Annotated in this window: 30 protein-coding genes and 1 pseudogene; 6 read left to right on the forward strand and 25 right to left on the reverse strand. The window is 66.5% G+C overall.

What is annotated here, in order from left to right:
* Positions 1–192: transposase (locus LK10_RS00790; protein ID WP_043119365.1), on the forward strand; the 192-nt coding region annotated here is incomplete at its 5' end.
* Positions 193–229: 37 nt separating this feature from the next.
* Positions 230–1,027 (forward strand): annotated as a pseudogene (locus LK10_RS00795) (extracellular solute-binding protein); the annotation flags it as partial.
* A gap of 78 nt (positions 1,028–1,105) precedes the next feature.
* On the opposite strand, the gene LK10_RS00800 reads toward LK10_RS00795, so the two are convergent.
* From LK10_RS00800 to rpsJ, 25 genes are all read right to left on the reverse strand, one after another.
* Complete coding sequence (locus LK10_RS00800; RefSeq protein ID WP_043119367.1) at positions 1,106–2,029, reverse strand: NADP-dependent oxidoreductase; 924 nt, start codon at positions 2,027–2,029, stop codon at positions 1,106–1,108.
* A 48-nt stretch (positions 2,030–2,077) separates the two neighbouring features.
* Positions 2,078–3,676 (reverse strand): hypothetical protein, encoded by a 1,599-nt coding sequence (locus LK10_RS00805; protein ID WP_156143972.1) that lies wholly within the window; start codon positions 3,674–3,676, stop codon positions 2,078–2,080.
* Positions 3,677–3,749: 73 nt separating this feature from the next.
* Positions 3,750–4,577: a type I methionyl aminopeptidase gene (gene map, locus LK10_RS00810; RefSeq protein WP_043119368.1), complete on the reverse strand. Its 828-nt coding sequence runs from the start codon at positions 4,575–4,577 to the stop codon at positions 3,750–3,752.
* Positions 4,578–4,704: 127 nt separating this feature from the next.
* Positions 4,705–5,289, reverse strand: a complete 585-nt coding sequence (locus tag LK10_RS00815; RefSeq protein ID WP_043119370.1) for an adenylate kinase — start codon at positions 5,287–5,289, stop codon at positions 4,705–4,707.
* Positions 5,286–6,608, reverse strand: coding sequence for a preprotein translocase subunit SecY (secY, locus tag LK10_RS00820; protein ID WP_043119371.1), 1,323 nt, complete (start codon positions 6,606–6,608; stop codon positions 5,286–5,288). The genes LK10_RS00815 and secY overlap by 4 nt, the downstream gene beginning before the upstream one ends.
* A gap of 291 nt (positions 6,609–6,899) precedes the next feature.
* Positions 6,900–7,370: a 50S ribosomal protein L15 gene (gene rplO / locus LK10_RS00825; RefSeq protein WP_043119373.1), complete on the reverse strand. Its 471-nt coding sequence runs from the start codon at positions 7,368–7,370 to the stop codon at positions 6,900–6,902.
* On the reverse strand, positions 7,370–7,576 hold the full coding sequence (gene rpmD / locus LK10_RS00830) for a 50S ribosomal protein L30 (protein WP_043119375.1): 207 nt from the start codon (positions 7,574–7,576) through the stop codon (positions 7,370–7,372). Before rpmD ends, rplO begins: the two co-directional genes overlap by 1 nt.
* Positions 7,577–7,579: 3 nt before the next feature.
* The gene (gene rpsE, locus LK10_RS00835; protein ID WP_052206807.1) at positions 7,580–8,227 is read right to left on the reverse strand and encodes a 30S ribosomal protein S5; all 648 of its coding nucleotides are present in this window, start codon (positions 8,225–8,227) and stop codon (positions 7,580–7,582) included.
* 38 nt (positions 8,228–8,265) lie between these two features.
* Positions 8,266–8,649: a 50S ribosomal protein L18 gene (gene rplR, locus LK10_RS00840; RefSeq protein WP_043119378.1), complete on the reverse strand. Its 384-nt coding sequence runs from the start codon at positions 8,647–8,649 to the stop codon at positions 8,266–8,268.
* Between the two features lie 2 nt (positions 8,650–8,651).
* Complete coding sequence (rplF, locus tag LK10_RS00845) at positions 8,652–9,188, reverse strand: 50S ribosomal protein L6 (RefSeq protein WP_043119380.1); 537 nt, start codon at positions 9,186–9,188, stop codon at positions 8,652–8,654.
* 19 nt (positions 9,189–9,207) lie between these two features.
* Positions 9,208–9,606, reverse strand: coding sequence for a 30S ribosomal protein S8 (gene rpsH / locus LK10_RS00850; RefSeq protein WP_043119382.1), 399 nt, complete (start codon positions 9,604–9,606; stop codon positions 9,208–9,210).
* An 84-nt stretch (positions 9,607–9,690) separates the two neighbouring features.
* Positions 9,691–10,269 (reverse strand): 50S ribosomal protein L5, encoded by a 579-nt coding sequence (gene rplE, locus LK10_RS00855; protein ID WP_043119383.1) that lies wholly within the window; start codon positions 10,267–10,269, stop codon positions 9,691–9,693.
* Complete coding sequence (gene rplX, locus LK10_RS00860) at positions 10,269–10,631, reverse strand: 50S ribosomal protein L24 (RefSeq protein ID WP_043119385.1); 363 nt, start codon at positions 10,629–10,631, stop codon at positions 10,269–10,271. Before rplX ends, rplE begins: the two co-directional genes overlap by 1 nt.
* Before the next feature lie 3 nt (positions 10,632–10,634).
* Positions 10,635–11,003: a 50S ribosomal protein L14 gene (rplN, locus tag LK10_RS00865; protein WP_043119386.1), complete on the reverse strand. Its 369-nt coding sequence runs from the start codon at positions 11,001–11,003 to the stop codon at positions 10,635–10,637.
* Between the two features lie 664 nt (positions 11,004–11,667).
* Positions 11,668–11,970, reverse strand: a complete 303-nt coding sequence (rpsQ, locus tag LK10_RS00870) for a 30S ribosomal protein S17 (RefSeq protein WP_052206802.1) — start codon at positions 11,968–11,970, stop codon at positions 11,668–11,670.
* Entirely contained in the window at positions 11,967–12,308 is a 342-nt protein-coding gene (gene rpmC, locus LK10_RS22795) for a 50S ribosomal protein L29 (protein WP_043119387.1), read from the reverse strand. The genes rpsQ and rpmC overlap by 4 nt, the downstream gene beginning before the upstream one ends.
* Positions 12,309–12,310: 2 nt before the next feature.
* A complete protein-coding gene (gene rplP, locus LK10_RS00880; protein WP_043119388.1) occupies positions 12,311–12,727 on the reverse strand; it encodes a 50S ribosomal protein L16 in 417 nt (138 codons plus the stop codon).
* Entirely contained in the window at positions 12,728–13,570 is an 843-nt protein-coding gene (rpsC, locus tag LK10_RS00885; protein ID WP_043119389.1) for a 30S ribosomal protein S3, read from the reverse strand.
* Entirely contained in the window at positions 13,571–13,936 is a 366-nt protein-coding gene (gene rplV / locus LK10_RS00890) for a 50S ribosomal protein L22 (RefSeq protein WP_043119391.1), read from the reverse strand. It abuts the gene before it with no gap.
* A 56-nt stretch (positions 13,937–13,992) separates the two neighbouring features.
* Complete coding sequence (rpsS, locus tag LK10_RS00895) at positions 13,993–14,274, reverse strand: 30S ribosomal protein S19 (RefSeq protein WP_043119392.1); 282 nt, start codon at positions 14,272–14,274, stop codon at positions 13,993–13,995.
* Positions 14,275–14,286: 12 nt separating this feature from the next.
* Complete coding sequence (gene rplB / locus LK10_RS00900) at positions 14,287–15,126, reverse strand: 50S ribosomal protein L2 (protein ID WP_043119393.1); 840 nt, start codon at positions 15,124–15,126, stop codon at positions 14,287–14,289.
* Between the two features lie 30 nt (positions 15,127–15,156).
* A complete protein-coding gene (rplW, locus tag LK10_RS00905) occupies positions 15,157–15,465 on the reverse strand; it encodes a 50S ribosomal protein L23 (protein ID WP_043119394.1) in 309 nt (102 codons plus the stop codon).
* Entirely contained in the window at positions 15,462–16,085 is a 624-nt protein-coding gene (gene rplD / locus LK10_RS00910) for a 50S ribosomal protein L4 (RefSeq protein WP_043119395.1), read from the reverse strand. Before rplD ends, rplW begins: the two co-directional genes overlap by 4 nt.
* 4 nt (positions 16,086–16,089) lie before the next feature.
* Complete coding sequence (gene rplC / locus LK10_RS00915) at positions 16,090–16,740, reverse strand: 50S ribosomal protein L3 (RefSeq protein ID WP_043119396.1); 651 nt, start codon at positions 16,738–16,740, stop codon at positions 16,090–16,092.
* Positions 16,741–16,761: 21 nt separating this feature from the next.
* On the reverse strand, positions 16,762–17,070 hold the full coding sequence (gene rpsJ, locus LK10_RS00920; RefSeq protein ID WP_043119398.1) for a 30S ribosomal protein S10: 309 nt from the start codon (positions 17,068–17,070) through the stop codon (positions 16,762–16,764).
* Positions 17,071–17,608: 538 nt separating this feature from the next.
* Here rpsJ and aroA point away from each other — a divergent pair.
* The 4 genes from aroA to LK10_RS00940 are packed head-to-tail and all read left to right on the forward strand — an operon-like array spanning position 17,609 to position 24,700.
* Positions 17,609–20,668, forward strand: a complete 3,060-nt coding sequence (gene aroA, locus LK10_RS00925; protein WP_043119437.1) for a 3-phosphoshikimate 1-carboxyvinyltransferase — start codon at positions 17,609–17,611, stop codon at positions 20,666–20,668.
* Positions 20,665–21,861 (forward strand): acyl-CoA dehydrogenase family protein, encoded by a 1,197-nt coding sequence (locus tag LK10_RS00930; RefSeq protein ID WP_197061819.1) that lies wholly within the window; start codon positions 20,665–20,667, stop codon positions 21,859–21,861. Before aroA ends, LK10_RS00930 begins: the two co-directional genes overlap by 4 nt.
* Entirely contained in the window at positions 21,858–22,679 is an 822-nt protein-coding gene (locus LK10_RS00935; RefSeq protein WP_043119399.1) for an SDR family oxidoreductase, read from the forward strand. The genes LK10_RS00930 and LK10_RS00935 overlap by 4 nt, the downstream gene beginning before the upstream one ends.
* Positions 22,679–24,700 carry an oxidoreductase gene (locus LK10_RS00940; RefSeq protein ID WP_043119400.1) on the forward strand — a complete coding sequence of 674 codons (2,022 nt, stop codon included), beginning with the start codon at positions 22,679–22,681 and terminating at the stop codon, positions 24,698–24,700. Before LK10_RS00935 ends, LK10_RS00940 begins: the two co-directional genes overlap by 1 nt.
* Positions 24,701–24,725: the final 25 nt, after the last annotated feature.

Raw genomic sequence — 24,725 nt, forward strand, 5'->3', positions numbered from 1 at the left:
TCCCTCAACGCACGCTACCGGCGCGCAGTCAGGGCCCGAGGCCACTTCCCCAACGACGCGGCGGCCCTGAAGTGCCTGTACCTCGTCACCCGGTCCCTTGACCCCACTGGGCGCGGCAGGGCACGCTGGGCCACACGCTGGAAGCCGGCACTGAACGCCTTCGCGATCGCCTTCGAAGGCCGCATCAACTAACCATGGGCCAAACCGAACCCACCGTTATTCGGACAGTCCCCTCCCGGACCGTGCGCCCAAGATCTGGGACGAGTTCGCGCAATGGGCTCCGCAGCTCAAGACGGCGGCCGGTGCGCAGTACGCGTACATGTATCCCGCCCTCGCGGGCTATGCAGGCTGGACCCTGCAGAACAACCTGTGGGGCTGGGGCTCCGGCTGGTCGAACGGCTGGGACATCACATGCGACTCCCCCGACGCGGCCGCCGCACTGCAGTGGGTGCAGGACTCGGTCTACAAGGGCAAGTGGGCCGGCGTCTCTTCCAAGGACTCAGCCGATGACTTTTCCGCGGGAATCACCTCGACGACCATCTCCTCGACGGGCTCACTCGTCGGCATCCTCAAGAACGCCAAGTTCAACGTCGGCGTAGGCTTCCTCCCCGGAGGCCCGAAGGCGAGCACGAATGTGTGCCCCACGGGCGGCGCAGGCCTTGGCATCCCCTCGGGGATTTCCAGAGAGCAGCAGCTGGCCGCAGCGATGTTCATAAAGTTCATGGGAGAGCCCGAGAACACAGCCGCCTTCTCTGCCGCGACGGGGTACATGCCAGTCCGGAAGTCGGCCGACATGACCTCGATACTTGCGAAGACGCCTCAGATCCAGACGGCGATCGACCAGCTCGCCGTGACAAAGGTCCAGGACAACGCGCGCGTGTTCCTCCCGGGGGCCGACCAGGAGATGGCGAAATCAGTTGCGAAGATCGTCACCCAGCAGGGCGACGTCAAGGCAACGATGGCGGACCTCAAGAAAACGCTCCAAGGCATCTACGAAAAGGATGTAAAGCCGAAGCTCACGGCGTGAACCGCCGTACCCGAGAACGACGGCGCCGCTCGCCTTTCGGTGAGCGGCGCCGTCGTCCGCGATTGAGAGTCCTAGGAATCAGACCCGCACGACGATCTTCCCGCGGACGTGCCCAGTCTCGAGCTTTCGGTAGGCCTCGGCGGCCTCAGCGAGGTCAAAGACCTCGGCGATCTCGATCTTCAGGCTCCCCCGAGCGGCAAGGCCTGCGAGTTCGGCAAGATTGGCCCGGTCGGGGCGAACCCACACGTACTGGCCGCCGTACACGTCACGCGCGCGGTGGTCGGTGATCGAAGCGACGATGCCGCCGTCGCGGAGAAGGTCCGGGACCGTTTGCATCGCCGAGTGCCCAGCAAAGTCGAGGATGACGTCGAAGCCTTCCGGCGCAAGGGCCCTGGCTGACTCGACGAGATCGTCTCCGTACGTGACCGGCTCCGCACCGAGCGAGCGAAGGTACTCGTGGTTCCGCTCAGAAGCCGTCCCGACGACGCGCGCGCCCGCGAGGACAGCGAGCTGGGTAGCGAAAGAGCCAACCCCTCCCGCAGCCGCATGGATGAGCACCCGCTGGCCAGCGGAGACTCCGGCGCGGCGGACGGTCTGGAGCGCGGTGAGGCCGGTGAGAGGCAGCGCCGCCGCCTCCTCGAAGCTCAGCTCCTTCGGCTTGTGGACCGCCGTCCGGACGGGGACCTCGACGAGTTCCGCGAGCGTCCCATTCGAGATGAAGTCCTTCCGGGCGTAGGCCAGAATCTCGTCGCCCACCTCGAATTCAGGGGTGTCCAGACCCGGCTTCACAACGACGCCGGACACATCCCAGGCGGGGATCACGGGGAAGACGGTATCGATGAGCCCCTTGAGGTGGCCTTGGCGGACCTTGTAGTCGACGGGGTTGATGCTCGCGGCCTTCACTTGGACGAGCACCGAGTCCGAGCCCGGGTGGGCGTCGGGAACTTCCTTCAGTTCGAGGACATCTGCATTTCCGAATCGTTCATACGTCATCGCCTTCACGTCTGTGGCGAACGTGCCACGGCTGCGGGGAATTCCCCGCAAGCCACCTCAGGGAACCGGGTTGGTGCTTGCCGGCCCAATGACGAGCACGGGTGAGACGAAGTCGGTGATTGTGTAGCGGCCGCATCTAATGGTCTGGCGTGGGTCGTTCTCGACCCCTACCGGAAGTGCCGGGGCCGGATACTCGGTGTCGCTCAGAACGAATGAAACGTTCTTCGTCGCATAGTCGGTACGGTTGGTAAGCCACTGATAAGCGCCGAACGATTTGTCCACCTGAATGAGTTGCCCCGGGTCCCTCAGATAGGCCTTCGGTCCGCGGATTGTCCAGAAGCGCCCCCCGCCCGTTCTATGGCTCGAAGCAATCCACGCGTCCACACAGCCGATGTCAGGGTTCATCGCCTCGGCAGAATCGCGCAGCGTGAGCGCAACGAGCCCTGAACCTACAAGGCACACGGCGGCTATCGATGCGACCAAGACGCGCGCCCTCCGCCAGTGCACGCCGAGCGTCCGCCGGGCGAGAAGTTCCGGCACAAGGACGAGAAGGCAGAGCGGAGCGAAAAAGATGGGCTGGAAATATCGCGTTCCCACCCCTCCCAGCGCCACCATTCCGACAACCACCACCAGCGGGGCCGCCCACGCCATTCCCGCTAGGACAGCCGTCCGCACGTCCCCATCTCTCGTCGAACTGCGGAACACGATGACCGCAAACAGGATCAGCGCGACAACGAAGCCCATCTCGACCGTGCCAGCAGGTGTTGATGCCAAATCCGAGAATTGTTTGAGGAAATAGAGCCCGGCCCCCGCGGCTGCACTGGGCTTTGCATAGGCCGGCCCGTCTTTCGTGATGAGCGACGCGAACGGAATCCTCGCGATGAGACCAAATAGCGCACCGATGGTCAGAACTGCGCCGAGGCGCCCGGCCAACTTCCACGAAGTGACGCGCCGACGGGCGAGGAGCGCGAAGACGAACGCCAGGGGTACTGCTTCCCAAGCCAGAATCAGTGGATTAGTCAACGTCGCGACAGCGATTATCACAAGGAGGGCGACTTCGAGGACCGCACGACGGCGGGGCGTCGCCAACGACGCTCGCGGAACGGCCAGAGGTGCGGCCAGCCCGGTCGAGAGGACGGACGCGAGGACAGTCGTGCCGTAGAACGTCCCAGTAGCTAGGAGAGAAACGACTTCGAACGAGTCCCAGCGAGATGAATTCTCGAGAAAGGTGAGGAATACCGTCGCTGCAAACGCCACCAAAGCCCCAACGATGCGACGACTCCGGGGGCGTTCGGGCCGCACGAGGCCGCTCAGCAGCCGAAACGACCCATAGAGCAGGAGGAAGTTCACCACGGCATTGAGGATGAAGGTCCCCTTGACCCCGAACCCAAGCGCGGCAAGGGCCCAGTACACCCCCATCTCAGGGATGAAGAGGACCGCGGAAAGCGCCCAATCCTGCGGCTGCCCAGCCATCACTGAACCGCGCACGAGCGCCGGCAGGACGGTCTCGGAATCGTAGAAGAGCATCCACGACCTGTCGGTGGCCGCCATGTGGCCCACAGCGAGGAGGGCCAGGAGCAGGGCGGCAACCCAACCGACGAGCTCGGACACCCATGCGGGAAGAGGCGGCGCGAACTGCTCGCGCTCCTCCCTCACGGTCTCCGCCTCACGCCCCACAGGTCCCCTTACGCCGATGGCATCCCTCGGTCATCTTAGGGGCTGCGAGCGCCTACGCCGGGATGGGCACCGGGGTGACGCCGAGCGGCTCGAGCTCTGATGCGCCGCCGTCCTCCGCGGTGAGCACCCAGATCCCGCGCTCGTGCCGCGCCACAGAATGCTCCCACTGGCACGAGCGGGAGGCATCGGTCGTCACGACCGTCCACTCGTCGTCGAGCACGCGCGTCTCGATCGAGCCGCGGACGAGCATTGGCTCGATCGCGAGCGCCAGACCGGGCTTGATCTTGGGGCCGCGGTGCCCAGTGCGGTAGTTGAGGACGTCCGGGGCCATATGCATCTCCGAGCCGATCCCGTGCCCCACGTAGTCCTCGAGGATCCCAAGCGGCGCGCCCGTCTGCGCGGTCACGAAGTCATCGATCGCGTCCCCGATGTCGCCGACGTGCGAGCCCTTCCCGAACGCCGCGATGCCATGCCACATCGCCAGACGCGTGATCTCGGAAAGGCGCCGGTCCTCAGGATCGCCCTCCCCCACGATCGCGGTACGGGCGGAGTCGGCGTTCCAGCCGCGGACGATGCATCCGCCGTCGATCGAGAGGATGTCCCCCTCCTTGAGCGTCCGCGGCCCCGGGATGCCGTGCACCACTTCCTCATTGACGGAGACGCAGATGTGCTTCGGGTAGCCGAAGTAGCCCAAGAAGTTGTACTGGGCGCCGGCCGCGTCGACGACCTCGGCGAAAACCGCGTCGAGCTCGTCGGTGGTGACTCCCGGCGCGACAGCCGCAACCGCGGCGTCGAGCGCACGGCTCAGCAGCACCCCAGCCTCGGCCATGATGCGGAGCTGCCCGTTGTTCTTGTACTCGATCTTCCGCTGCCCGATCACAGGTTTCCTCTCACAGAAAGCGGACGACGGCGCCACCCCACCCGCGCTGCCACCCCCAGCTCAGTGCCGGGTCGGCAGGCGGACGAGCGGCGCCGTCGTCAATTGTCCGGCGGGCCCGGATCCCGGCTCAGGCCAGGTCCGCAGCCCCGTTCTTGATGGCGGCCAGAACCCGCTCGGTGACCTCGTCGATAGCCCCGATGCCGTCGACCTTCGTCAGGATCCCGCGCTCGTCGTAGCGGGACACGACGGCCTCCGTCTGCGTGTGGTAGAGCTCGAGGCGGTGACGGATCACGCCCTCGTTGTCGTCGCTGCGGCCCGTCTCCTTGGCCCGGCCCAGCAGGCGGTGGACGAGCTCCTCGTCGTCGGCAGTGAGCTGGAGGACAACATCCAGCTGCAGACCGGTCTCGGCGAGGATGTCGTCCAGGTACTCGACCTGGGCGACGGTGCGCGGGTAGCCGTCGAGCAGGAAGCCCTCGCGGGCGTCGTCCTGGGCGAGGCGGTCACGAACCATGCTGTTCGTCACGCTGTCCGGGACGAAGTCGCCAGCGTCGATGTACTTCTTCGCCTCGATGCCGAGCGGAGTCTGCTCCTTGACGTTGAAGCGGAAGATGTCCCCGGTTGAGATGGCCACGATGCCAAGTCGGTCGGAGATCCGTTCGGCCTGAGTTCCCTTGCCAGAACCAGGGGGGCCAATGAGCAGCATTCTCGTCATCGCAGGAGTCCTTCGTAGTGTCGCTGTTGGAGCTGTGCATCGATCTGCTTGACCGTCTCGATGCCGACGCCGACCATGATGAGGATCGACGTCCCGCCGAACGGGAAGTTCGTGTTGGCCTGAACCAGCACGAGGGCGATCAGCGGAATGAGGGCAACGAGGCCGAGGTACAGCGAGCCCGGCAGCGTGATGCGCGAAAGTACGTACTGCAGGTAGTCCGCAGTCGGCTTCCCAGCACGGATGCCGGGGATGAAGCCGCCGTACTTCTTCATGTTGTCGGCGACCTCTTCAGGGTTGAAGGTGATCGCGACATAGAAGTATGTGAAGAAGATGATCAGGATGAAGTAGATGATCATGTAGACCGGGTGGTCGCCCTTGGTCAGGTTGTTGTTGATCCACTCGACCCACGGCTGGATGTTCGAGCCGTTCTTCGGAGTGTTGAACTGGGCCACGAGCGCCGGCAGGTAGAGCATCGACGAGGCGAAGATGACCGGGATGACACCTGCCATGTTCACCTTGATCGGGATGTAGGTGGTCGTGCCGCCTACCGTGCGCCGGCCGATCATACGCTTCGCGTACTGGACCGGGATGCGGCGCTGGGACTGCTCGACGAAGACCACGAGGGCCATCGTGACGAGGCCGATCACGAGCACGATGAAGAACGTCCCCGGGCCCTTGGAGGACCAGATCGCTCCGAGCGACGACGGGAAGTTGGCCGCAATCGAGGTGAAGATGAGCAGCGACATGCCGTTGCCGATGCCCTTCTCGGTGACGAGCTCGCCCATCCACATGATCAGGCCGGTGCCGGCCGTGAGGGTGATGATGATGAGGATCGTGGTGACAATGCTCTGATCAGGGATGATCTGCAGCTGGCAGTTCGGGAAGAGCTGCCCCGAGCGCACGAGCGAGACAAGCGTCGTCGCGTTCAGCAGGCCAAGGGCGATCGTGAGATACCGCGTGTACTGCGTGAGCTTCGTCTGCCCGGCCTGACCCTCGTCGTACAGCTCCTGGAACCGCGGGATCACCACGCGGAGGAGCTGCACGATGATGCTCGCCGTGATGTACGGCATGATGCCGAGCGCGAACACCGAGACCTGAAGCAGCGCGCCGCCGCTGAACAGGTTCATGAGCTGGTAAATGCCCTGCTGCTGGTCCTGCCCGCTCACGAGCGGCGAGAGGCATGTCTTGACGTTGCTGTAGTTGACCCCCGGGGAGGGGATGAACGCGCCCAGACGGAAGATGGCAATGATGCCCAGCGTGAACAGCAGCTTGCGCCGCAGGTCCGGCGTACGGAAAGCCCGGACGATGGCAGAAAGCACGCTTCTCCTCCCCGATCACGAGGAACGTAGGGTGTGTGGGGCTCGCGCAGAGGATGCAGCGAGCATGGTACAGCTACCGAGTCTAACTGCCCGGCGCCCGGACGAGATAATTCCGGCGGCTGCGCCGGGGTTGCAGGGGCACGAAAAGGGCCCCGCCGCCGTCGTGCCCGTGCTTTCCCCCCGTAGCTCCGACTCGCCTTAACGCAGAGGGCCCCCGTCGCCGTCGTGGTTTTAACTCACGACGGCGACGAGGGCCTTCCGCTCACAGCGTCGGTTGGACTCCGGGGATCGTCAGAGGACGGTCGTGGAGCCGCCGGCGGCGGCAATCTTCTCGGCGGCGGACGTCGAGAACGCGTGCGCGGTGATGTCGAGCTTCACGGTGACGTCGCCGTTGCCCAGCACCTTGACGGGCTGGTTCTTGCGGACGGCGCCCTTCGCGATGAGCTCCTCGACACCCACGGTGCCACCCTCGGGGAACAGCTCGACGAGCCGCTCGAGGTTGACAACCGAGTACTCGACCCGGAACGGGTTCTTGAAGCCGCGGAGCTTCGGCAGGCGCATGTGCAGCGGAAGCTGCCCACCCGCGAAGCCCGCACGCACCTGGTAACGGGCCTTGGTGCCCTTGGTGCCACGACCGGCGGTCTTGCCCTTGGAGCCTTCACCGCGACCCACGCGGGTCTTCGCGGTCTTGGCACCAGCGGCGGGACGCAGGTGGTGGACCTTGAGCGCGTGAGTCTTGCGCTCGGTTTCGTTCTCAGCCATTACTTCGCCTCCTCAACCTTCACGAGGTGCGGAACCGTGTTGATCATGCCCACCGTCACGGCGTCGGCCTTGCGGACGACGGTGTGACCGATGCGCTTGAGGCCCAGGGAGCGCAGCGTCTCGCGCTGGTTCTGCTTGGCGCCGATGACGCCCTTGATCTGGGTGATCTCCAACGTGGCGTCGGAGGGAGCCAGGTTCTTCGCCATGACTCATGCACCTGCCTTCTGGTTCTCGAGGTTGCGCACGAGAGCAGCCGGAGCGACCTCCTCGAGCGCAAGGCCGCGGCGCGCGGCCACAGCCTGCGGCTCCTCGAGGCCCTTGAGCGCCTCGATCGTCGCGTGCACGATGTTGATCGCGTTCGACGAGCCGAGGGACTTCGACAGCACGTCGTGGATACCGGCGCACTCGAGGACGGCGCGCACCGGACCACCGGCGATAACACCGGTACCCGGAGCAGCCGGACGCAGCATGACGACGCCGGCGGCGGCCTCACCCTGCACGCGGTGCGGAACGGTCGTGCCGACGCGCGGGACGCGGAAGAAGGACTTCTTGGCCTCCTCGACGCCCTTGGCGATGGCCGCGGGAACTTCCTTGGCCTTGCCGTAGCCAACACCCACGGTGCCGTTGCCATCGCCGACCACCACGAGAGCGGTGAAGCTGAAGCGGCGGCCGCCCTTGACGACCTTGGCAACGCGGTTGATGGTTACGACGCGCTCGACGAACTGGTTCTTCTCGGCGTCACGGCCACCGTCGCGGCCGCGGCCGCCACGGTCGCCACGACCGCGGCCCTCGCCACGACGACCGCCGCGGCGGTCCTCGTTGGCGGGAGCGGCAGCCTCAGCGGCGCCCTCGGTCACATTCTCAGACACGTTGTCCTTCTCGTTGTTCTCAGCGGTCACAGTGCCAGCCCGCCTTCCCGGGCGCCGTCTGCAATCGCAGCAACGCGGCCGTGGTACTTGTTGCCGCCGCGATCGAACACGACGGACTCGACACCGGCAGCCTTCGCACGCTCGGCGACAAGTTCGCCGACGCGCTTGGCCTTGGCCGTCTTGTCGCCCTCGAACGCGCGGAGGTCAGCCTCGAGCGTGGAGGCCGACGCGACGGTGATGCCCTTGGCGTCGTCGACAACCTGGACGAACACGTGGCGCGAGGAACGCGTGACCACGAGACGCGGACGCTCGGCAGAGCCGACGACGCGCTTGCGGAGGCGGATGTGGCGACGCGAGCGAGACGCGTTGCGCGACTTGGCCGGACGCTTCTTGTTGATGCTCAGACCCATGGTTACTTACCAGCCTTCCCGACCTTGCGGCGGACAACTTCGCCGGCGTAACGGATGCCCTTGCCCTTGTAGGGATCAGGCTTGCGCAGCTTGCGGATGTTGGCAGCCACCTCGCCGACGCGCTGCTTGTCGATGCCGGACACGGTGAACTTCGTGGGGCCCTCGACGGTGAACGCGATGCCCTCAGGGGCAGACACGGTGACCGGGTGGGAGAAGCCGAGCGCGAACTCGAGGTCCGAGCCCTTGGCCTGCACACGGTAACCGGTGCCGACGATTTCGAGCTTCTTCTCGTAGCCCTTCGTCACGCCCTCGATCATGTTGGCGAGGAGCGTGCGGGTGAGGCCGTGCAGCGAACGCGAGAGGCGCTCGTCGTTCGGGCGCGTCACCGAGAGCGTGCTGTCCTCGAGGTTGACCTCGATCGGGGTCGCCACGGTGTGCGTGAGCTCGCCCTTGCCGCCCTTGACGGTGACAACGGCGCCGTCGATCTTCACCTCGACGTCGGACGGGATGGTGATGGGGAGACGTCCAATACGGGACATATCTTCTTCCTTCCTTCCCTTACCAGACGTACGCGAGGACTTCGCCGCCCACGCCCTTCTTGGCAGCCTGACGGTCAGTCAGAAGCCCAGAAGAGGTGGACAGGATGGCGATGCCGAGGCCGCCCAGCACGTGCGGGAGGTTCGTGGACTTCGCGTACACGCGGAGACCCGGCTTGGAGATGCGGCGGACGCCCGCGATCGAACGCTCGCGGTTCGGACCGAACTTGAGCGTAAGGGTCAGCTTCTTGCCGACCTCGGCGTCCTCTTCCTTCCAGCCGGCGATGAAGCCCTCGGCCTTGAGGATGTCGGCAACTCGAACCTTGAGCTTCGACGAAGGCATGGCAACCTCGTCGTGGTAGGCCGAGTTGGCGTTGCGCAGACGGGTGAGCATGTCTGCGACGGGATCAGTCATAGTCATGTGGGCTCGTGCCCTTCCTCATGACGGTTTCCGCGCCGTCCTGGGCTTTAGCCCCGGAGCTGCGCGGACCTGTCACGTAGTGATTCAGTCTTCGGTCTTGAACGGGAAGCCCAGCGCCTTGAGCAGCGCGCGGCCTTCGTCGTCGGTCTTGGCGGTCGTGACAACCGTGATGTCCATGCCGCGGGGGCGATCGATCTTGTCCTGATCGATTTCGTGGAACATCACCTGCTCGGTGAGACCGAACGTGTAGTTGCCGTTGCCGTCGAACTGCTTGCCGCTCAGGCCGCGGAAGTCGCGGATACGGGGCAGCGCGAGGGTCACGAGGCGATCCACGAACTCCCACATGCGGTCGCCGCGAAGCGTTGCGAAGGCGCCGATCGGCATGCCCTCACGGAGCTTGAACTGGGCGATCGACTTGCGTGCCTTCGTAACCTGCGGCTTCTGGCCCGTGATGAGGGTCAGGTCGCGCACAGCGCCCTCGATGAGCTTCGAGTCCTTGGCGGCGTCGCCGACGCCCATGTTCACGACAACCTTGACCAGGCGCGGGACCTGGTTGACGTTGGCGTACTTGAACTCGTCCTGGAGCGAGGCCTTGACGGTATCCGCGTACTTCGCCTTGAGACGGGGCACGATCTTGACCGGAGTATCGACAGTCTCAGTCATCAGATGTCCTTCCCAGTGGCCTTGGAGTAGCGGACGCGCACTGTCTTCTGACGGCCGTCCTTCTCCACGGTCTCGACGCGGAAGCCGACCTTGGTGGGCTTCTTGGTCTCGGGGTCCACGAGAGCCACGTTGGAAACGTGGATCGGGGCCTCGACCTGCTCGATGCCGCCGGTCTTGGTGCCGCGCTGCGACTGGCCGACCTTGGTGTGCTTGGTGACTCGGTTGATGCCCTCGACGAGCACGCGGCCCGTCTCGGGGAACACCTTCAGGACCTTACCCTGCTTGCCCTTGTCACCACCCTTGTCCTGCTTGGAACCGGTGATGACCTGGACCAGGTCGCCCTTCTTGATCTTTGCGCCCATGAGTCAGAGCACCTCCGGAGCCAGCGAGACGATCTTCATGAACTTCTTGTCGCGCAGCTCGCGGCCGACCGGGCCGAAGATGCGCGTGCCACGGGGGTCGCCGTCGTTCTTGAGGATGACTGCTGCGTTCTCATCGAACTTGATGTAGGAGCCATCCGCGCGGCGGCGCTCCTTCTTCGTGCGGACGACGACGGCCTTGACCACGTCGCCCTTCTTGACGTTGCCGCCAGGGATCGCGTCCTTGACGGTGGCGACGATGACGTCGCCGATACCTGCGTAGCGGCGGCCAGAACCACCGAGAACGCGGATGGTCAGGATTTCCTTCGCACCCGTGTTGTCGGCGACCTTGAGCCGCGACTCCTGCTGAATCACTTTTACTCCTTACGTCACGCTGGTTCTCTGATCGCGATGAAGCCTGCGCCGAGCCTTGCGGAACGGATTGTCGGGGTGTCTCTCGACCCGTCTGGATGTTGCCAGTACGGGCCTGAATCACCGTGCCAGAGGCAATGGACCCCTTCCGATACGCCCGTGCTTGGGCACGTGGGAGGGCATTATGCGGTGGCACGATGGTTCACGAGGTACTGCACGCCCGCTGGCGGTCCGCTCGTTCAGGCCCTTAGAACCTGAGGAAGGCACGCCGAATGCAGCCGTACAAGCTCAATATCGTAGCACGAAACGGCGACCCCACTTGACAGCAGCACCACCGCCCCATCTCGGGTACGCCACCCCCCCCACCACCCCATCTCGGGTACGCCAACTCCCCCAACTCTGAAGGCGAGGCTGACGGCGAAGTCCGCCCTCGGCGTCGTGCGTCAAATGCCGCTAGGAACGCAGTGCTTCGAATAGCCGAAATAGGGGGTAGTTGGCGTACCCGAAACGGCGAAAAGGGGGTAGTTGGCGTACCCGCAACGGCAAAAAGGCGGGAGTTGGCGTACCCGCAATGGCAAAAAGGCGGGAGTTGGCGTACCCGAAACGGGAAGTGGCCCGCCCCTCCGTTTGGGAGGGACGGGCCACTTGGTGCGAGAACCAGGAAGGCCTACTTGGCCTTTTCGAGGATCTCCACGAGGCGCCACCGCTTGGTGGCGGACAGCGGGCGGGTCTCCGCGATGAGAACGAGGTCGCCGATGCCGGCGGTGTTGTTCTCGTCGTGGGCCTTGCGCTTGCTCGTGCGGCGAATGACCTTGCCGTAGAGCGAGTGCTTCACGCGATCCTCGACCTCGACGACGATGGTCTTCTCCATCTTGTCGGACACGACGTAGCCGCGGGCCGTCTTGCGGTGGCCACGCTCTTCGGCCGCCGCCTCGGGGGCGTTCTGCGTCACGTTGTTCTCCTCGCTCACTTGGCCTCCTCGGTCTCAGCCTCGGAGGTCTCAGTCTCTGCCTCAGAAGCCTTCTCGGCCTTGGCAGCCTTCTTGGACTTCTTCGCGTCCTTCGCGTCCTCGACAGTGGACGTGGGCTCAACACGAATGCCGAGCTCGCGCTCACGGAGGACCGTGTAGATGCGGGCGATGTCCTTCTTCACGGCGCCGAGGCGGCCGTGGCTCTCAAGCTGGCCCGTGGCCGACTGGAAGCGGAGGTTGAACAGCTCTTCCTTCGCCTTCTTGAGCTCCTCGAGGAGGCGCTCGCTGTCCAGCTGGTCGAGCTTCTCAGCGGTCAGGTCCTTCGAACCGACTGCCATTCTCATTCACCACCTTCGCGACGCACGATGCGCGCCTTCAACGGGAGCTTGTGCATGGCGAGGCGCAGCGCCTCGCGCGCCACGTCCTCGTTCACGCCGGCGAGCTCGAAGAGAACTCGGCCCGGCTTGACGTTGGCAACCCACCACTCCGGCGAGCCCTTACCGGAACCCATGCGGGTTTCGGCCGGCTTCTTGGTGAGCGGGCGGTCCGGGTAGATGTTGATCCAGACCTTGCCGCCACGCTTGATGTAACGGGTCATCGCGATACGAGCGGCCTCGATCTGACGGTTCGTCACGTAGGCCGGGGAAAGGGCCTGGATGCCGAACTCGCCGAAGCTGACCTTCGTGCCGCCGGTGGCAGCGCCCGAGCGACCCGGGTGGTGCTGCTTGCGGTGCTTTACACGACGCGGGATAAGCATTTAAGCCTCTCCTCCTTCCGCTGCCGGAGCAGCCTCAGCGGCCGGAGCCTCAGTCGCCTCAGCCGGGGCTGCAGCCTGAGGCTGGCGGTCGCCAGCCGGACGACGACGGCGCTCGCCACCGCCCGGGCGGCCGGGACGATCGCCGCGGTCACCACGGGGGCCGCGCGACGACGGAGCAGCGGCGGCCTGGGCAGCCAGCTCCTTGGACGTCACATCGCCCTTGTAGATCCAGACCTTCACGCCGATGCGGCCGAAGGTCGTCTTGGCCTCGTAGAAGCCGTAGTCGATGTTCGCGCGAAGGGTGTGCAGCGGCACGCGACCCTCACGGTAGAACTCGGAACGGGACATCTCGGCGCCGCCGAGACGGCCGGAGCAGGCCACGCGGATGCCCTTGGCACCGGCGCGCTGCGCCGACTGCATGGCCTTCTTCATGGCGCGGCGGAACGCGACGCGGCTCGAGAGCTGCTCCGCGATGCCCTGCGCGACGAGCTGAGCCTCGATCTCGGGGTTCTTGACCTCGAGGATGTTCAGCTGGACCTGCTTCCCGGTGAGCTTCTCGAGCTCGCCACGGATGCGGTCGGCCTCGGCGCCGCGACGGCCGATAACGATGCCCGGACGCGCCGTGTGGATGTCCACGCGGACGCGGTCGCGGGTGCGCTCGATCTCGACGCGGGCGATGCCGGCGCGCTCCATGCCGGTGGTCATGAGCTTGCGGATCTTGACGTCCTCGCGGACGAAGTCCTTGTAGCGCTGACCGGGCTTGTTGCTGTCGGCAAACCAGTGCGAGACGTGGTCAGTGGTGATGCCGAGTCGGAACCCGTGCGGGTTGACCTTCTGTCCCATTTAGCGGGCCTCCTCGTTCTCGGGGGTCGCCACGACCACAGTGATGTGGCTGGTGCGCTTCTTGATGCGGTAGGCGCGGCCCTGGGCGCGCGGCTGGAACCGCTTCATGGTCGGACCCTCGTCGACGAACGCCTCGCTGATGTAGAGATCGCTCTCGTCGAATGCCAGACCGTCACGGTCGGCCAGGACGCGCGCGTTGGCCATCGCGGAGGCGACCACCTTGTAGACCGGCTCCGAAGCCGCCTGCTGGGCGAACTTCAGGATTGCCAGAGCCTCATTCGCCTGCTTGCCACGAACAAGGTTGACGACGCGCCGGGCCTTCATCGGCGTTACGCGAATATGGCGCGCAATTGCCTTGGCTTCCATTGCTTTCCTTCTCTTTCTCGAAGTTCAAGCACTGCTTCCTCTGCCATGCGGCAGGGTCAGCGGCGCTTGCCCTTCTTGTCGTCCTTCACGTGGCCGCGGAAAGTCCGCGTCGGGGCGAATTCGCCGAGCTTGTGCCCGACCATCGACTCGGTAATGAAGACCGGGACGTGCTTCCGGCCGTCGTGCACGGCGATCGTGTGCCCGAGCATGTCGGGGATGATCATCGAGCGGCGGGACCAGGTCTTGATGACGTTCTTGGTGCCCTTATCGTTTTCCCGGGCGACCTTCACAAAGAGGTGCTGGTCAACGAAAGGACCCTTCTTCAGGCTGCGTGGCATGTGTCCAGGCTCCTATCGCTTGTTCTTGCCAGTACGACGACGGCGGACAATGAGCTTGTCGCTCTCCTTGTTCGGGCGGCGGGTGCGGCCCTCGGGCTTGCCGTTCGGGTTGACCGGGTGACGACCACCGGAGGTCTTGCCCTCACCACCACCGTGCGGGTGGTCGATCGGGTTCATCGCGACACCGCGGACGGTCGGGCGGACGCCCTTCCAACGCATGCGGCCGGCCTTGCCCCAGTTGATGTTCGACTGCTCGGCGTTGCCGACCTCGCCGACGGTCGCGCGGCAGCGGACGTCGACGTTGCGGACCTCGCCCGACGGCAGGCGGAGCTGGGCGTACTTGCCCTCCTTGGCGACGAGCTGCACCGAGGCACCCGCGGAGCGGGCGAGCTTGGCGCCGCCACCCGGGCGGAGCTCGACGGCGTGGATGACCGTACCGACCGGGATGTTGCGGAGCGGCAGGTTGTTGCCGGGCTTGATGTCGGCGTCCGGACCGGACTCGACGAAGTCACCCTGGGCAAGCTTGTTCGGCGCGATGATGTAGCGCTTGGTGCCATCCACGAAGTGGAGGAGGGCGATGCGCGCGGTGCGGTTCGGATCGTACTCGATCTCCGCGACGCGGGCGTTGACGCCGTCCTTGTCGTGGCGGCGGAAGTCGATCAGACGGTACTGACGCTTGTGCCCACCACCCTTGTGGCGAGTGGTGATACGACCCGTGTTGTTGCGGCCGCCCTTCTTGGGGAGCGGACGAACCAGGGACTTCTCCGGCGTCGAACGCGTGATTTCTGCGAAGTCGGCCACGCTCGAGCCGCGGCGGCCCGGGGTAGTCGGCTTGTAGTTACGGATTCCCATTTACCTGTTCCTCGTTAAAGTGGTCTCCGCTCAGGCGAGCGGACCGCCGAAGATGTCGATCGTGCTGCCGTCCTTGAGAGTGACGATGGCACGCTTGGTTGCCTTGCGCTGGCCCCAACCGAACTTGGTGCGCTTGCGCTTGCCCTCACGGTTCGCCGTGTTCACGGACGCAACCTTGACGGAGAAGATCTGCTCCACCGCGTTCTTGATCTCGGACTTGTTGGAGCGGGGGTCCACCAGGAAGGTGTACTGGCCCTCGTCGATCAGGCCGTAGCTCTTCTCGGAGACGACCGGTGCGATGATGACGTCGCGCGGATCCTTGTAGCTCGATGCAGTCACTTGGAGGTCTCCTCGTTCTTGGGCGCCCGATCGGCGACGAACGCGTCGAAGGCCGCCTTGGTGAACACCACGTCATCGGAGACCAGCACGTCGTACGTGTTGAGCTGGTCGGCGTAGAGCGCGTGGACCTCGGGGAGGTTGCGGACCGAGAGGGCTGCGTTCTCCTCGGCGCGCTCGAGAACGACAAGGATGTTCTTGCGGTCGGTGATGGACTTGAGGGTCGCGATCGCGCCCTTCGTGCTCGGCTTCTCGCTTCCGCCAAGCGTCTCCACGACGTGGATGCGGCCGTTGCGGGCGCGGTCCGAGAGGGCACCGCGGAGCGCGGCAGCCTTCATCTTCTTGGGGGTGCGCTGCGAGTAGTCACGCGGGGTCGGGCCGTGCACGACGCCGCCGCCGGTCATGTGCGGAGCGCGGACGGAACCCTGACGGGCGCGGCCGGTGCCCTTCTGCTTGAACGGCTTGCGGCCAGCGCCGGAGACCTCGCCACGGTTCTTCACCTTGTGCGTGCCCTGGCGTGCAGCGGCCAGCTGGGCGACGACAACCTGGTGCAGCAGCGGCACGTTGGTCTGGACGTCGAAGATCTCGGCGGGGAGATCGACATTCACAGTTGCGTTAGCCATGAGTTCAGGCTCCCTTCACAGCGGTGCGGACGAGGACGACCGAGCCGCGGGGCCCGGGAAGGGCACCCTTGATGAGGAGCAGCGACTTCTCGGCGTCGACAGCGTGGACCGTGAGGTTGAGCGTCGTCTGGCGCTCATTGCCCATGCGGCCCGCCATGCGCAGGCCCTTGAAGACGCGGCCCGGGGTGGCGCAAGCACCGATGGAACCGGGCTTGCGGTGGTTCTTGTGGGCACCGTGCGAGGCGGAGACACCGGCGAAGCCGTGGCGCTTCATGACGCCGGCGAAGCCCTTGCCCTTGGTCTTGCCGACGACGTCGATCTTCTGGCCGGCTGCGAACTGCTCGACCGAGAGCTCCTGGCCGAGCGAGTAGGTCTCTGCATCCGCGGTGCGGACCTCGACGAGGTGACGGCGCGGGGTGACCCCGGCCTTCTCGAAGTGGCCGGCGAGCGGCTTGGTGACCTTGCGGGGATCGATCTGGCCGTAGCCGATCTGAACGGCCACGTAGCCGTCGGTCTCAGCGTTGCGAAGCTGAGTCACGACGTTCGTGTCGGCCTTGACGACAGTGACGGGGATGACGTTGTTGTTCTCGTCCCAGACCTGGGTCATGCCGAGCTTCGTGCCCAGCAGGCCCTTGACGTTGCGGGTTGCGGTCATAGTTCTCTCAGCACCTCCCTACTAGAGCTTGATTTCGATGTTGACGTCCGCGGGCAGGTCGAGGCGCATAAGCGAATCGACGGCCTTGGGGGTCGGATCGATGATGTCGATCAGCCGCTTGTGCGTGCGCATCTCGAAGTGCTCGCGGCTGTCCTTGTACTTGTGCGGAGAGCGGATGACGCAGTAAACGTTCTTCTCCGTGGGCAGCGGCACGGGGCCGACCACCGTTGCGCCTGCGCGCGTGACCGTCTCAACGATCTTCCGAGCCGAAGTATCGATGACCTCGTGGTCATACGACTTCAGCCGGATGCGGATCTTCTGTCCCGCCATATCCTCAACTCGCATTCAGTCATGTGCACTGTTCGGTTTCAGCTATCCGTGGCTGCCGAGGCATTCAAGGTCGAGGCCACCACAGGCCGCACTGACTGAATCCGGGCATCCCCGGGTTCCTCAATCAGCCGGCCCTCCGACCCCCGCGGTCGGGCGTGTCGCAACTTGCACACGCACATACCCGTAGCTTCTCTGCGGAGGTGGGTCATATTTGGGCTCCAGCTTGGACCCTGCACCCGGCATTATCCGGATCGGGACACGAAGGAGCGCTTGAACAACTCATCTAGTGTGCCAGAGATCGGCGGATAAGAGAAATCCGCGGAAGATGGCCCCCGCTCGACCAAGCGCGAAGGGCCGGGCTCAAGCCCGAAGAGTAGTCGAGTCCAGACTACGGAAGAAGTTCGACCACGATGCGGATGAACACTTGCCTATCTTGCGGCTTCCTTACTAGTTTCAGTTACGGAAAGTCATTAGGGATCCTAATTGAATGCTGCGGGGGCTCCGGAACCTCTGCGGCCTCACCGCAAAGGGCACACCCATGCATCTCTCCGTCCTAGGAACGGCCGCGCCCGTCAAGGGCGAGGTACTCGTCCCCAACTCGAAATACCACGCGCACAGAGCACTCATCCTCGCGTCCCTCGCACCCGGGGTCAGCCGCATCCGGGGGCTCACGGACGCCCGCCACGTCCAATACACCGTCGGGCTCCTCCGCGGACTCGGCACCCGGATCGACGTCGTCGGCGATACCTTCGTCGTCGAGGGCGGCCCCTACCGCCCGCGGCGCGAGTCGGTCTCCGCCGGAAGCTCCGGCACCACCCTGTACTTCATGGTCGGCCTCGCCTCACTGAGCGAATCCGACGTCGTCGTGACGGGCCAGAAGTACTTCCAGCGCCGCCCCATCGGCCCCCTCCTAGCCGCCCTGCGGCAGATGGGCGCGGACGTTTCCTCGCCCGACGACTGCCCGCCGATCCGCGTCCGGGGCCAGCGTCCCACCGGGGGCGACGTCCACATCGCAGGCACCCTCTCCCAGTGGATCTCCGGGCTCATCCTGCTCGCCCCGTTCGCGACGGGCCCGACAACGATCACGGTCGAGGGTGAGTTCAACGAGCGCACCTACATCGAGCTCACGGTCAGCATGATGCGCCAGTTCGGCCTCCACGTGAACGTCTCCGAGGACTGGCGCCACTACGAGATCGAGCCCAACCAGGTCCCCGTCCCCACGGACCTGGTGATGCCGCCGGACATTGGCTCGGCAGCCTTCGGGCTGGCCGCCGCAGCCCTCCAGCCCGCCGACGTCGTCCTGCACGGCCTGCGCAAGACGAGCGCCGGCGAGTCGGACCACCCTGAGTCGGACTTCCTCGACATCGTGAGCGCCATGGGCCTGCCGATGGCGTACGACCCCTCAGTGGACGCCGTGCGCGTCAAGCACGACGGGCTGCGTCTCTCCCCCATCGAGGTGGACTGCCGCACCGTCCCCGACATGCTGCCGATCCTCTCCACGCTCGCGACGTATGCCGACGGCGAGAGCGTCTTCCGCAATGTCGCCCACGTTCGCCTCAAGGAATCGGACCGCGTGGCGGCAATGCTGCAGCTCAACAGCATGGGCGGGGACCTCCGCATCGACGGCAACGACCTCCGCGTCCGCGGGGTGCGTCGGCTCGTCGCCGCCGACCTCTCCTCGTTCAACGACCACCGCGTCCTCATGTCACTCGCCGTCGCCGCCTCCGCGGCCGAGGGCCGCTCGACGCTCACCTACCCGAACGCCTACCGGATCTCGTACCCCGAATTCCTCACGGCCATGAACTCGCTCGGGCTTTCCATGCGGGTCGAGGACGGGCCCGTCAGGCGCCCGGAGCCCAAGAAGCCAGCGGCGCGCGCCTCCCGCGACAACCTCCACCGCATCGCCACGCAGCGCGACGTCGACACCGCGGCCGCCGTTCCGGCTTCTGACTGGGTCCGGCGATGGGCCGCCGAGAAGCCCAACGCAAGCGCCGTCGTCGCCATTCGCCCCAGCGTGACCGAGCATCGCACGTGGGCTGAACTCGACGAACGCGCCGACCGCATCGCCATGCTCCTGACCAAGCTCGGCGTCCAGGCGGGCGACCGCGTTGCGGTGCAGCTGCCCAACCGCGCGGAGTTCGTGGGATGCGCCGTCGCCGCGGCTCGCATCGGGGCGGTCATCGCACCGATCATGCCGATCTTCCGCGAGCGCGAAGTCTCCTTCGCGCTCCGCCGGTCGCAGGCGAGCGTCATCATCCTTCCTTCGTCCTTCCGCGGGCGCCGGCACGCCGAGGAGCTCGCCTCGATCCTGCAGGGCGAGGACGACGGCGGGTCGGGCCTCCCGCTTGCGCTGCGGCACGTCGTCGTCATCTCCGACGACGACGCAGCGAACGTGGGCACCGCAGGTCAAGGCACCGGTGAGAACGGACCGCAGTGGCACGACTGGGACGAAGCGCTCGCCGGCGTCGTCGTCGACCGAGATGCCCTCGACGCCCTCGCACCCGACGCCTCGGTGCACGCCCAGCTCCTCTTCACGTCCGGCACCTCGGGCGAGCCGAAGGGCGTCCTGCAGCGGCATTCCGTGCTGAGCCGGGCCGCCGCCATGGAGGCCCGCCACCTAGGGCTCACGGGCGACGACACGATCTACATCCCCTCTCCGCTCGCACACCAGACCGGCTTCCTCTACGGCATGTGGCTCGCCTTCGTGCTCGGTGCACCTCAGGTGGTCCAGGAAGTGTGGGACCCCCAGCGTGCACTCGATGCGATGCAGGGCTGGCGGGCGACGTTCGTGCAGGCGGCCACGCCGTTCCTCATGGACCTCGTCAAGAAGGTCGAGGAGACTGGCCAAGTGCCCGAGAGCCTCCGCATCTTCGTCGCGACCGGCGCCGCCGTGCCGCGAGCGCTCGCCGAGCGGGCCACGAGGGTGCTCGGCGCCGCAGTGTGCGGCGCGTTCGGCACGACTGAGACGTGCCTGGGCGCCCTCGCCACCCCGAGCGATGAGCCGGTCAAGATGTGGGGAACGGACGGGCGCATGCTCGAGGGCGTGAAGCTCCGGATCGTGACCGACGACGGCCAGCCCCTCCCGTCCGGGGTCGAGGGGAACTTCGAACTCAACAGCCCGACAATGTTCGAGGGCTACCTGGACCGGCCGGATCTCACGGCCGCCGCGTTCACCGAGGACGGGTGGTACCGCACCGGTGACCTCGGCATCATCGACGACGCTGGCTTCCTGCGCATCACCGGCAGGGTCCGCGACGTCATCAACCGCGGCGGCGAGAAGATCCCGGTGGCCGAGATCGAGCAGCTCCTGTTCGAGCACCCCCTCGTCGAGGACGTTGCCCTCGCAGCCATCCCCGACGAGCGGCTCGGCGAGCGCGCGTGCGCGTTCGTGGTGCCGGCGGCGGACGGCACGCTCACGTTCAAGGAGATGCAGGAGTATCTGGACGCGCACCAGGTCTCCAAGCACTACTGGCCGGAGCGGCTCGAAATCGTGGACGCCCTCCCCCGCAACGCGGTGGGCAAGATCCAGAAGTACCTGCTGCGGGATCGGGCAAGGAACCTGACGCCTCAGCGGACAGACCAGGGAGGAAGCAAGTGACCATCACCAGCATCAGTCTCGACGGGCGAGGAAGCGCGCTCCCCGAGGCAGAGTACGAGCAGCTCAAGTCCGACGTCGATGCTTGGGTGAGGGGGCCGGGCGAGGCTTGGGCGGAGCGCATCGAGGCCTCCGGCGAGGTTCCCGAGGAGCTGTGGACCGAGCTCAAGGAACATGGCTTCCTCTCCCTCGCCGCTCCCGTTGAGCTGGGCGGGCGCGGGCTGAGCTTCGTGCAGTGGATGGGCCTCATGGAGATCTTCTCCCGCTCGCACGCGTCGGTGCGCATGATCGTGCACGTCGTGAACGGCACGTGGCGCGCCATGAACCCGTTCGCGAACGAGGCTCAGCGCGATCGCTTCATCAAGCCCTCGGTCGCGGGCGACATCAAGGTGGCCTTCACCCTAACGGAGCCCGGCAACGGGACCGGCGCGGACATCACGAGCACCGTCCGGCGCGAGGGCGACACCTACTACCTCACCGGCCGGAAGCACCTCATCACCTTCGGCGTCAGGTGTGACTACTGGCTCCTGTTCGCCCGGCTCGAGGGCAGCACGGGCAAGCACGGCACCGTCGCGCTCCTCGTCGACCGGCACGCGCCGGGCGCCACCGTGATCGATACGTCCGAGACCATGGGCGTGCGCGGCACGGACCACGCCGAGCTCGTCTTCGCCGACACCCCCGTTCCCGTGGCCAACCGCCTGGGCGAGGAAGGCGAGGGCCTCGCCGTCGCCCTCGGAGGCTTCCTCACGCCGAGCCGCATCTCGGTGGCGATGAGCTGCGTGGGCCTCGCAGAGCGCGCCCAGGAGCTCGCCGTCGAGTACGCCCTGCGCCGCGTGACGTTCGGCAAGCAGCTCGCCGAGCGCCAGGCCATCGCGTTCCAGATTGCCGAGAACGAGGCGGACATCGAGGCCGCGAAGGCCCTCGTGCTCCACGCGGCCGAGCAGTGGCAGGAAGGCCGTGAAACCGCGAGCGCGCTCTCCTCCATGGCCAAGATGACCGCCGTCGACATGCTCACGCGCGTGACGGACAAGGCCCTGCAGGTCCATGGTGGACTCGGGTACTGGAAGACCCAGACCATCGAACGCGTGTACCGGGACGCCCGGGCGCAGCGTTTCGAGGAGGGCACGAACGAGATCCAGAAGACTGTCGTGGCGCGGGACGTGTTCCGCCGCGCCGCCGTGAAGGAGTCGAAGTGACGGAGAAGGTCCACGCAGACAAGATCGCCCTCATCACAGGGGCCTCCCGGGGCATCGGGCGGCAGCTCGCCGAACAGCTCGCCTCGGGCGGCGCGAAGGTCGTCGTCAACTACAAGAAGAACGTGGGCCTCGCCGAGGACGTCGTCGAGCGGCTCAAGGAGCTCGGCGGCGACGGCATCGCCGTCCAGGCCGACGTCGAGAATCCCGAGGACATCGTCCGCCTGTTCGATACCGTCGCGGAGACGTACGGCCGGCTCGACTACTTCGTGAACAATGCTGCCGCTGCCGCGTTCAAGCGCGTCATGGAGCTGCGCACGCACCACCTCGACCGCTCCTACGCCATGAACGTGCGCCCGTTCGTCCTCGGCAGCGAGGAGGCGGTCAAGCTCATGGACCAGGGCGGCCGGATCGTCGCAGTCACCAGCTACGGCAGCCACCGCGCGTTCCCGACGTACGCTGCGCTCGGTTCCTACAAGGCCGCGATCGAATCCTTCGTCCGCTACATGGCGGTGGAGTTCGCCCCGTACGGCATCAACGTGAACGCCGTAAACGGCGGCCTCATCGATTCCGACTCGCTCGAGTACTTCTACAACGTGCCCGGGCAGGCTCCGATGGATACGGTCATCGCCAAGATCCCGAAGGGGCGGCCGGGCACCATCGCGGACATGGCGAACGCGATCGAGTTCCTCCTCTCGCCCAATTCGGACTACATCACCGGGCAGACCCTCGTGGTCGACGGCGGCATGACAGTTGCCGCCCCTCCCTACTTCCACGAGACGAGCGAGCCGATCAGCATCCCCGAACGGCCCACCCGCTGATGACCGCGCGCGCGTTCACGCCGGTGCACATCGGCACGCTCGAGTTGAAGCACCGGATCGTCATGGGTTCAATGCACCTCAACCTCGAGCGGACCGACGACGGCGGGGCCGCGCTCGCCCAGTTCTACCGCGAACGCGCGCTCGGCGGTGCCGACCTCATCATCACCGGCGGCGCCGCCGTCAGCCGGGAGGGTGCGGGGGGCCGGACCTACGCGCTCGTCAACGAGCCGGAGTCCGCCCCGGCCCTCGCCCGCGCCGTGACCGCCGTCCACGAGGCCGGCGGCCACCTGGCGCTGCAGCTCTTCCACGCGGGCCGGTACGCGTTCGAGGCGACATTCGGACTCAGGCCGCTCGCGCCGTCGTCCGTCTACAGCCGCTTCTCACGCTGCGAGCCGGAGGCGATGGACGAGGAGCAGATCCAACGCACCATCGCGGACTTCGCGGCGGGAGCGCTCCGAGCAAGAGAACTCGGCTTCGACGCCGTCGAAATCATGGCGTCCGAGGGCTATCTCATCAACCAGTTCGTCTCCCCGCTCACCAATCTGCGGGACGATGCGTGGGGCGGCGACGCCGAGCGGCGGCGCCGCTTCCCGCTCGCCGTACTGGGCGCGGTGCGTGACGCGGTGGGCGCAGACTTCCCGGTCATCGTGAGGACCTCGGGCACGGACCTTATGGAGGGCTCAAGCAGCGACCGAGAACTCGATGACCTCGCCGTCGCCCTCGTCGCCGCCGGAGCCGACGCGCTCAACGTGGGTATCGGCTGGCATGAATCCTCGGTCCCCACCGTCCAGGCCCTCGTGCCGCACGGGCACTGGCTCGGCGTCGCCCGCCGCGTGCGCGAGGCCGTGCGCGCTGCGGGGTTCGAGGCGCCGATCGTCGCTTCGAACCGGGTGAACTCGGTTCCGCTCGCTGACGAGGCCCTCGCGCGCGGGGATGCGGACCTCGTGGCGATGGCCCGCCCATTCCTTGCCGACCCGCGGATCGTCTCGACGTCCCGCGCGCGCCGGCTCGAGCTGGTCAATACCTGCATCGGCTGCAATGAGGCGTGCCTCGACCGCTCGTTCGGGGACGAACCGGTCTCGTGCCTCGTCAATCCGCGGGCCGGGCGCGAGCTCGAGTACCCGCCGATTCCACTCCCTGAGGCGCCCGCGCCCAGCGACGAGCCTGGGGCAACGGCTTCCGTCGAACGTCCGGGGCGGGTCGCCGTCGTCGGAGCCGGCCCAGCTGGGCTCCAGGCCGCCGCGACCCTGGCCGCAGCCGGGATGCGGGTGGACCTGTACGAGGCCGCCGACGCAATCGGGGGCCAGTTCCAGCTCGCGGGGAGCGTACCCGGCAAGGCGGACTTCCTCGAGACCATCCGGTACTTCGAGAACCTCCTGCCCGCTCTCGGGGTCCGGGTGATCACGGGTACGCATGCTGCGGCGTCCGATCTGGTGGGTTACGCGCACGTCGTTGTTGCGACCGGCGTCCTTCCCAGGGCTGTGCACGTGGCCGGCGCGGAGCTGGGGCACGTCATGGACTACCGGCAGGCTTTCGCCGAGCCCTCGGCGGTGGGCCGCCGGGTTGCCATCATCGGTGCCGGGGGAATCGCCGTCGACCTCGCCCACCTGCTGGCCGAAGCCGACCCCGAGCGGGAGATCACGATCATGCGGCGGAGCGGGCGCATCGGCGCGGGGATCGGCCCCTCGACGCGCTGGGCTGTCCTCGCGGAACTGCGTGCCGCCGGCGTGCGGACGCTCACCGGCGTCGTCTACGGCAGGATCACGGCCGACGGCGTCGAGATCACCGACGCGGACGGCGCGCTCGAGCTCGTCCCCGGCGACACGGTCATCCTCGCGGCGGGCCAAGAACCCCATGTCACCCTGGCCTCGGAACTCGCCGGCGAGGGCGTCCCGCACACGGTCATCGGCGGAGCGCGGGACGCGAGCGGGCTCAACGCCGTCCGCGCGTTCGACGACGGACTCCGCGCCGGAACGGCCGTCGCCGCGCTGCTCACCGGGGCGGCCGCCCCGGCCCGGTGAACTCCGGCTCTGCCTGGCCAATAGC

The sequence above is a fragment of the Sinomonas humi genome, assembly GCF_000802235.1.
Taxonomy (GTDB): Bacteria; Actinomycetota; Actinomycetes; order Actinomycetales; family Micrococcaceae; genus Sinomonas; species Sinomonas humi.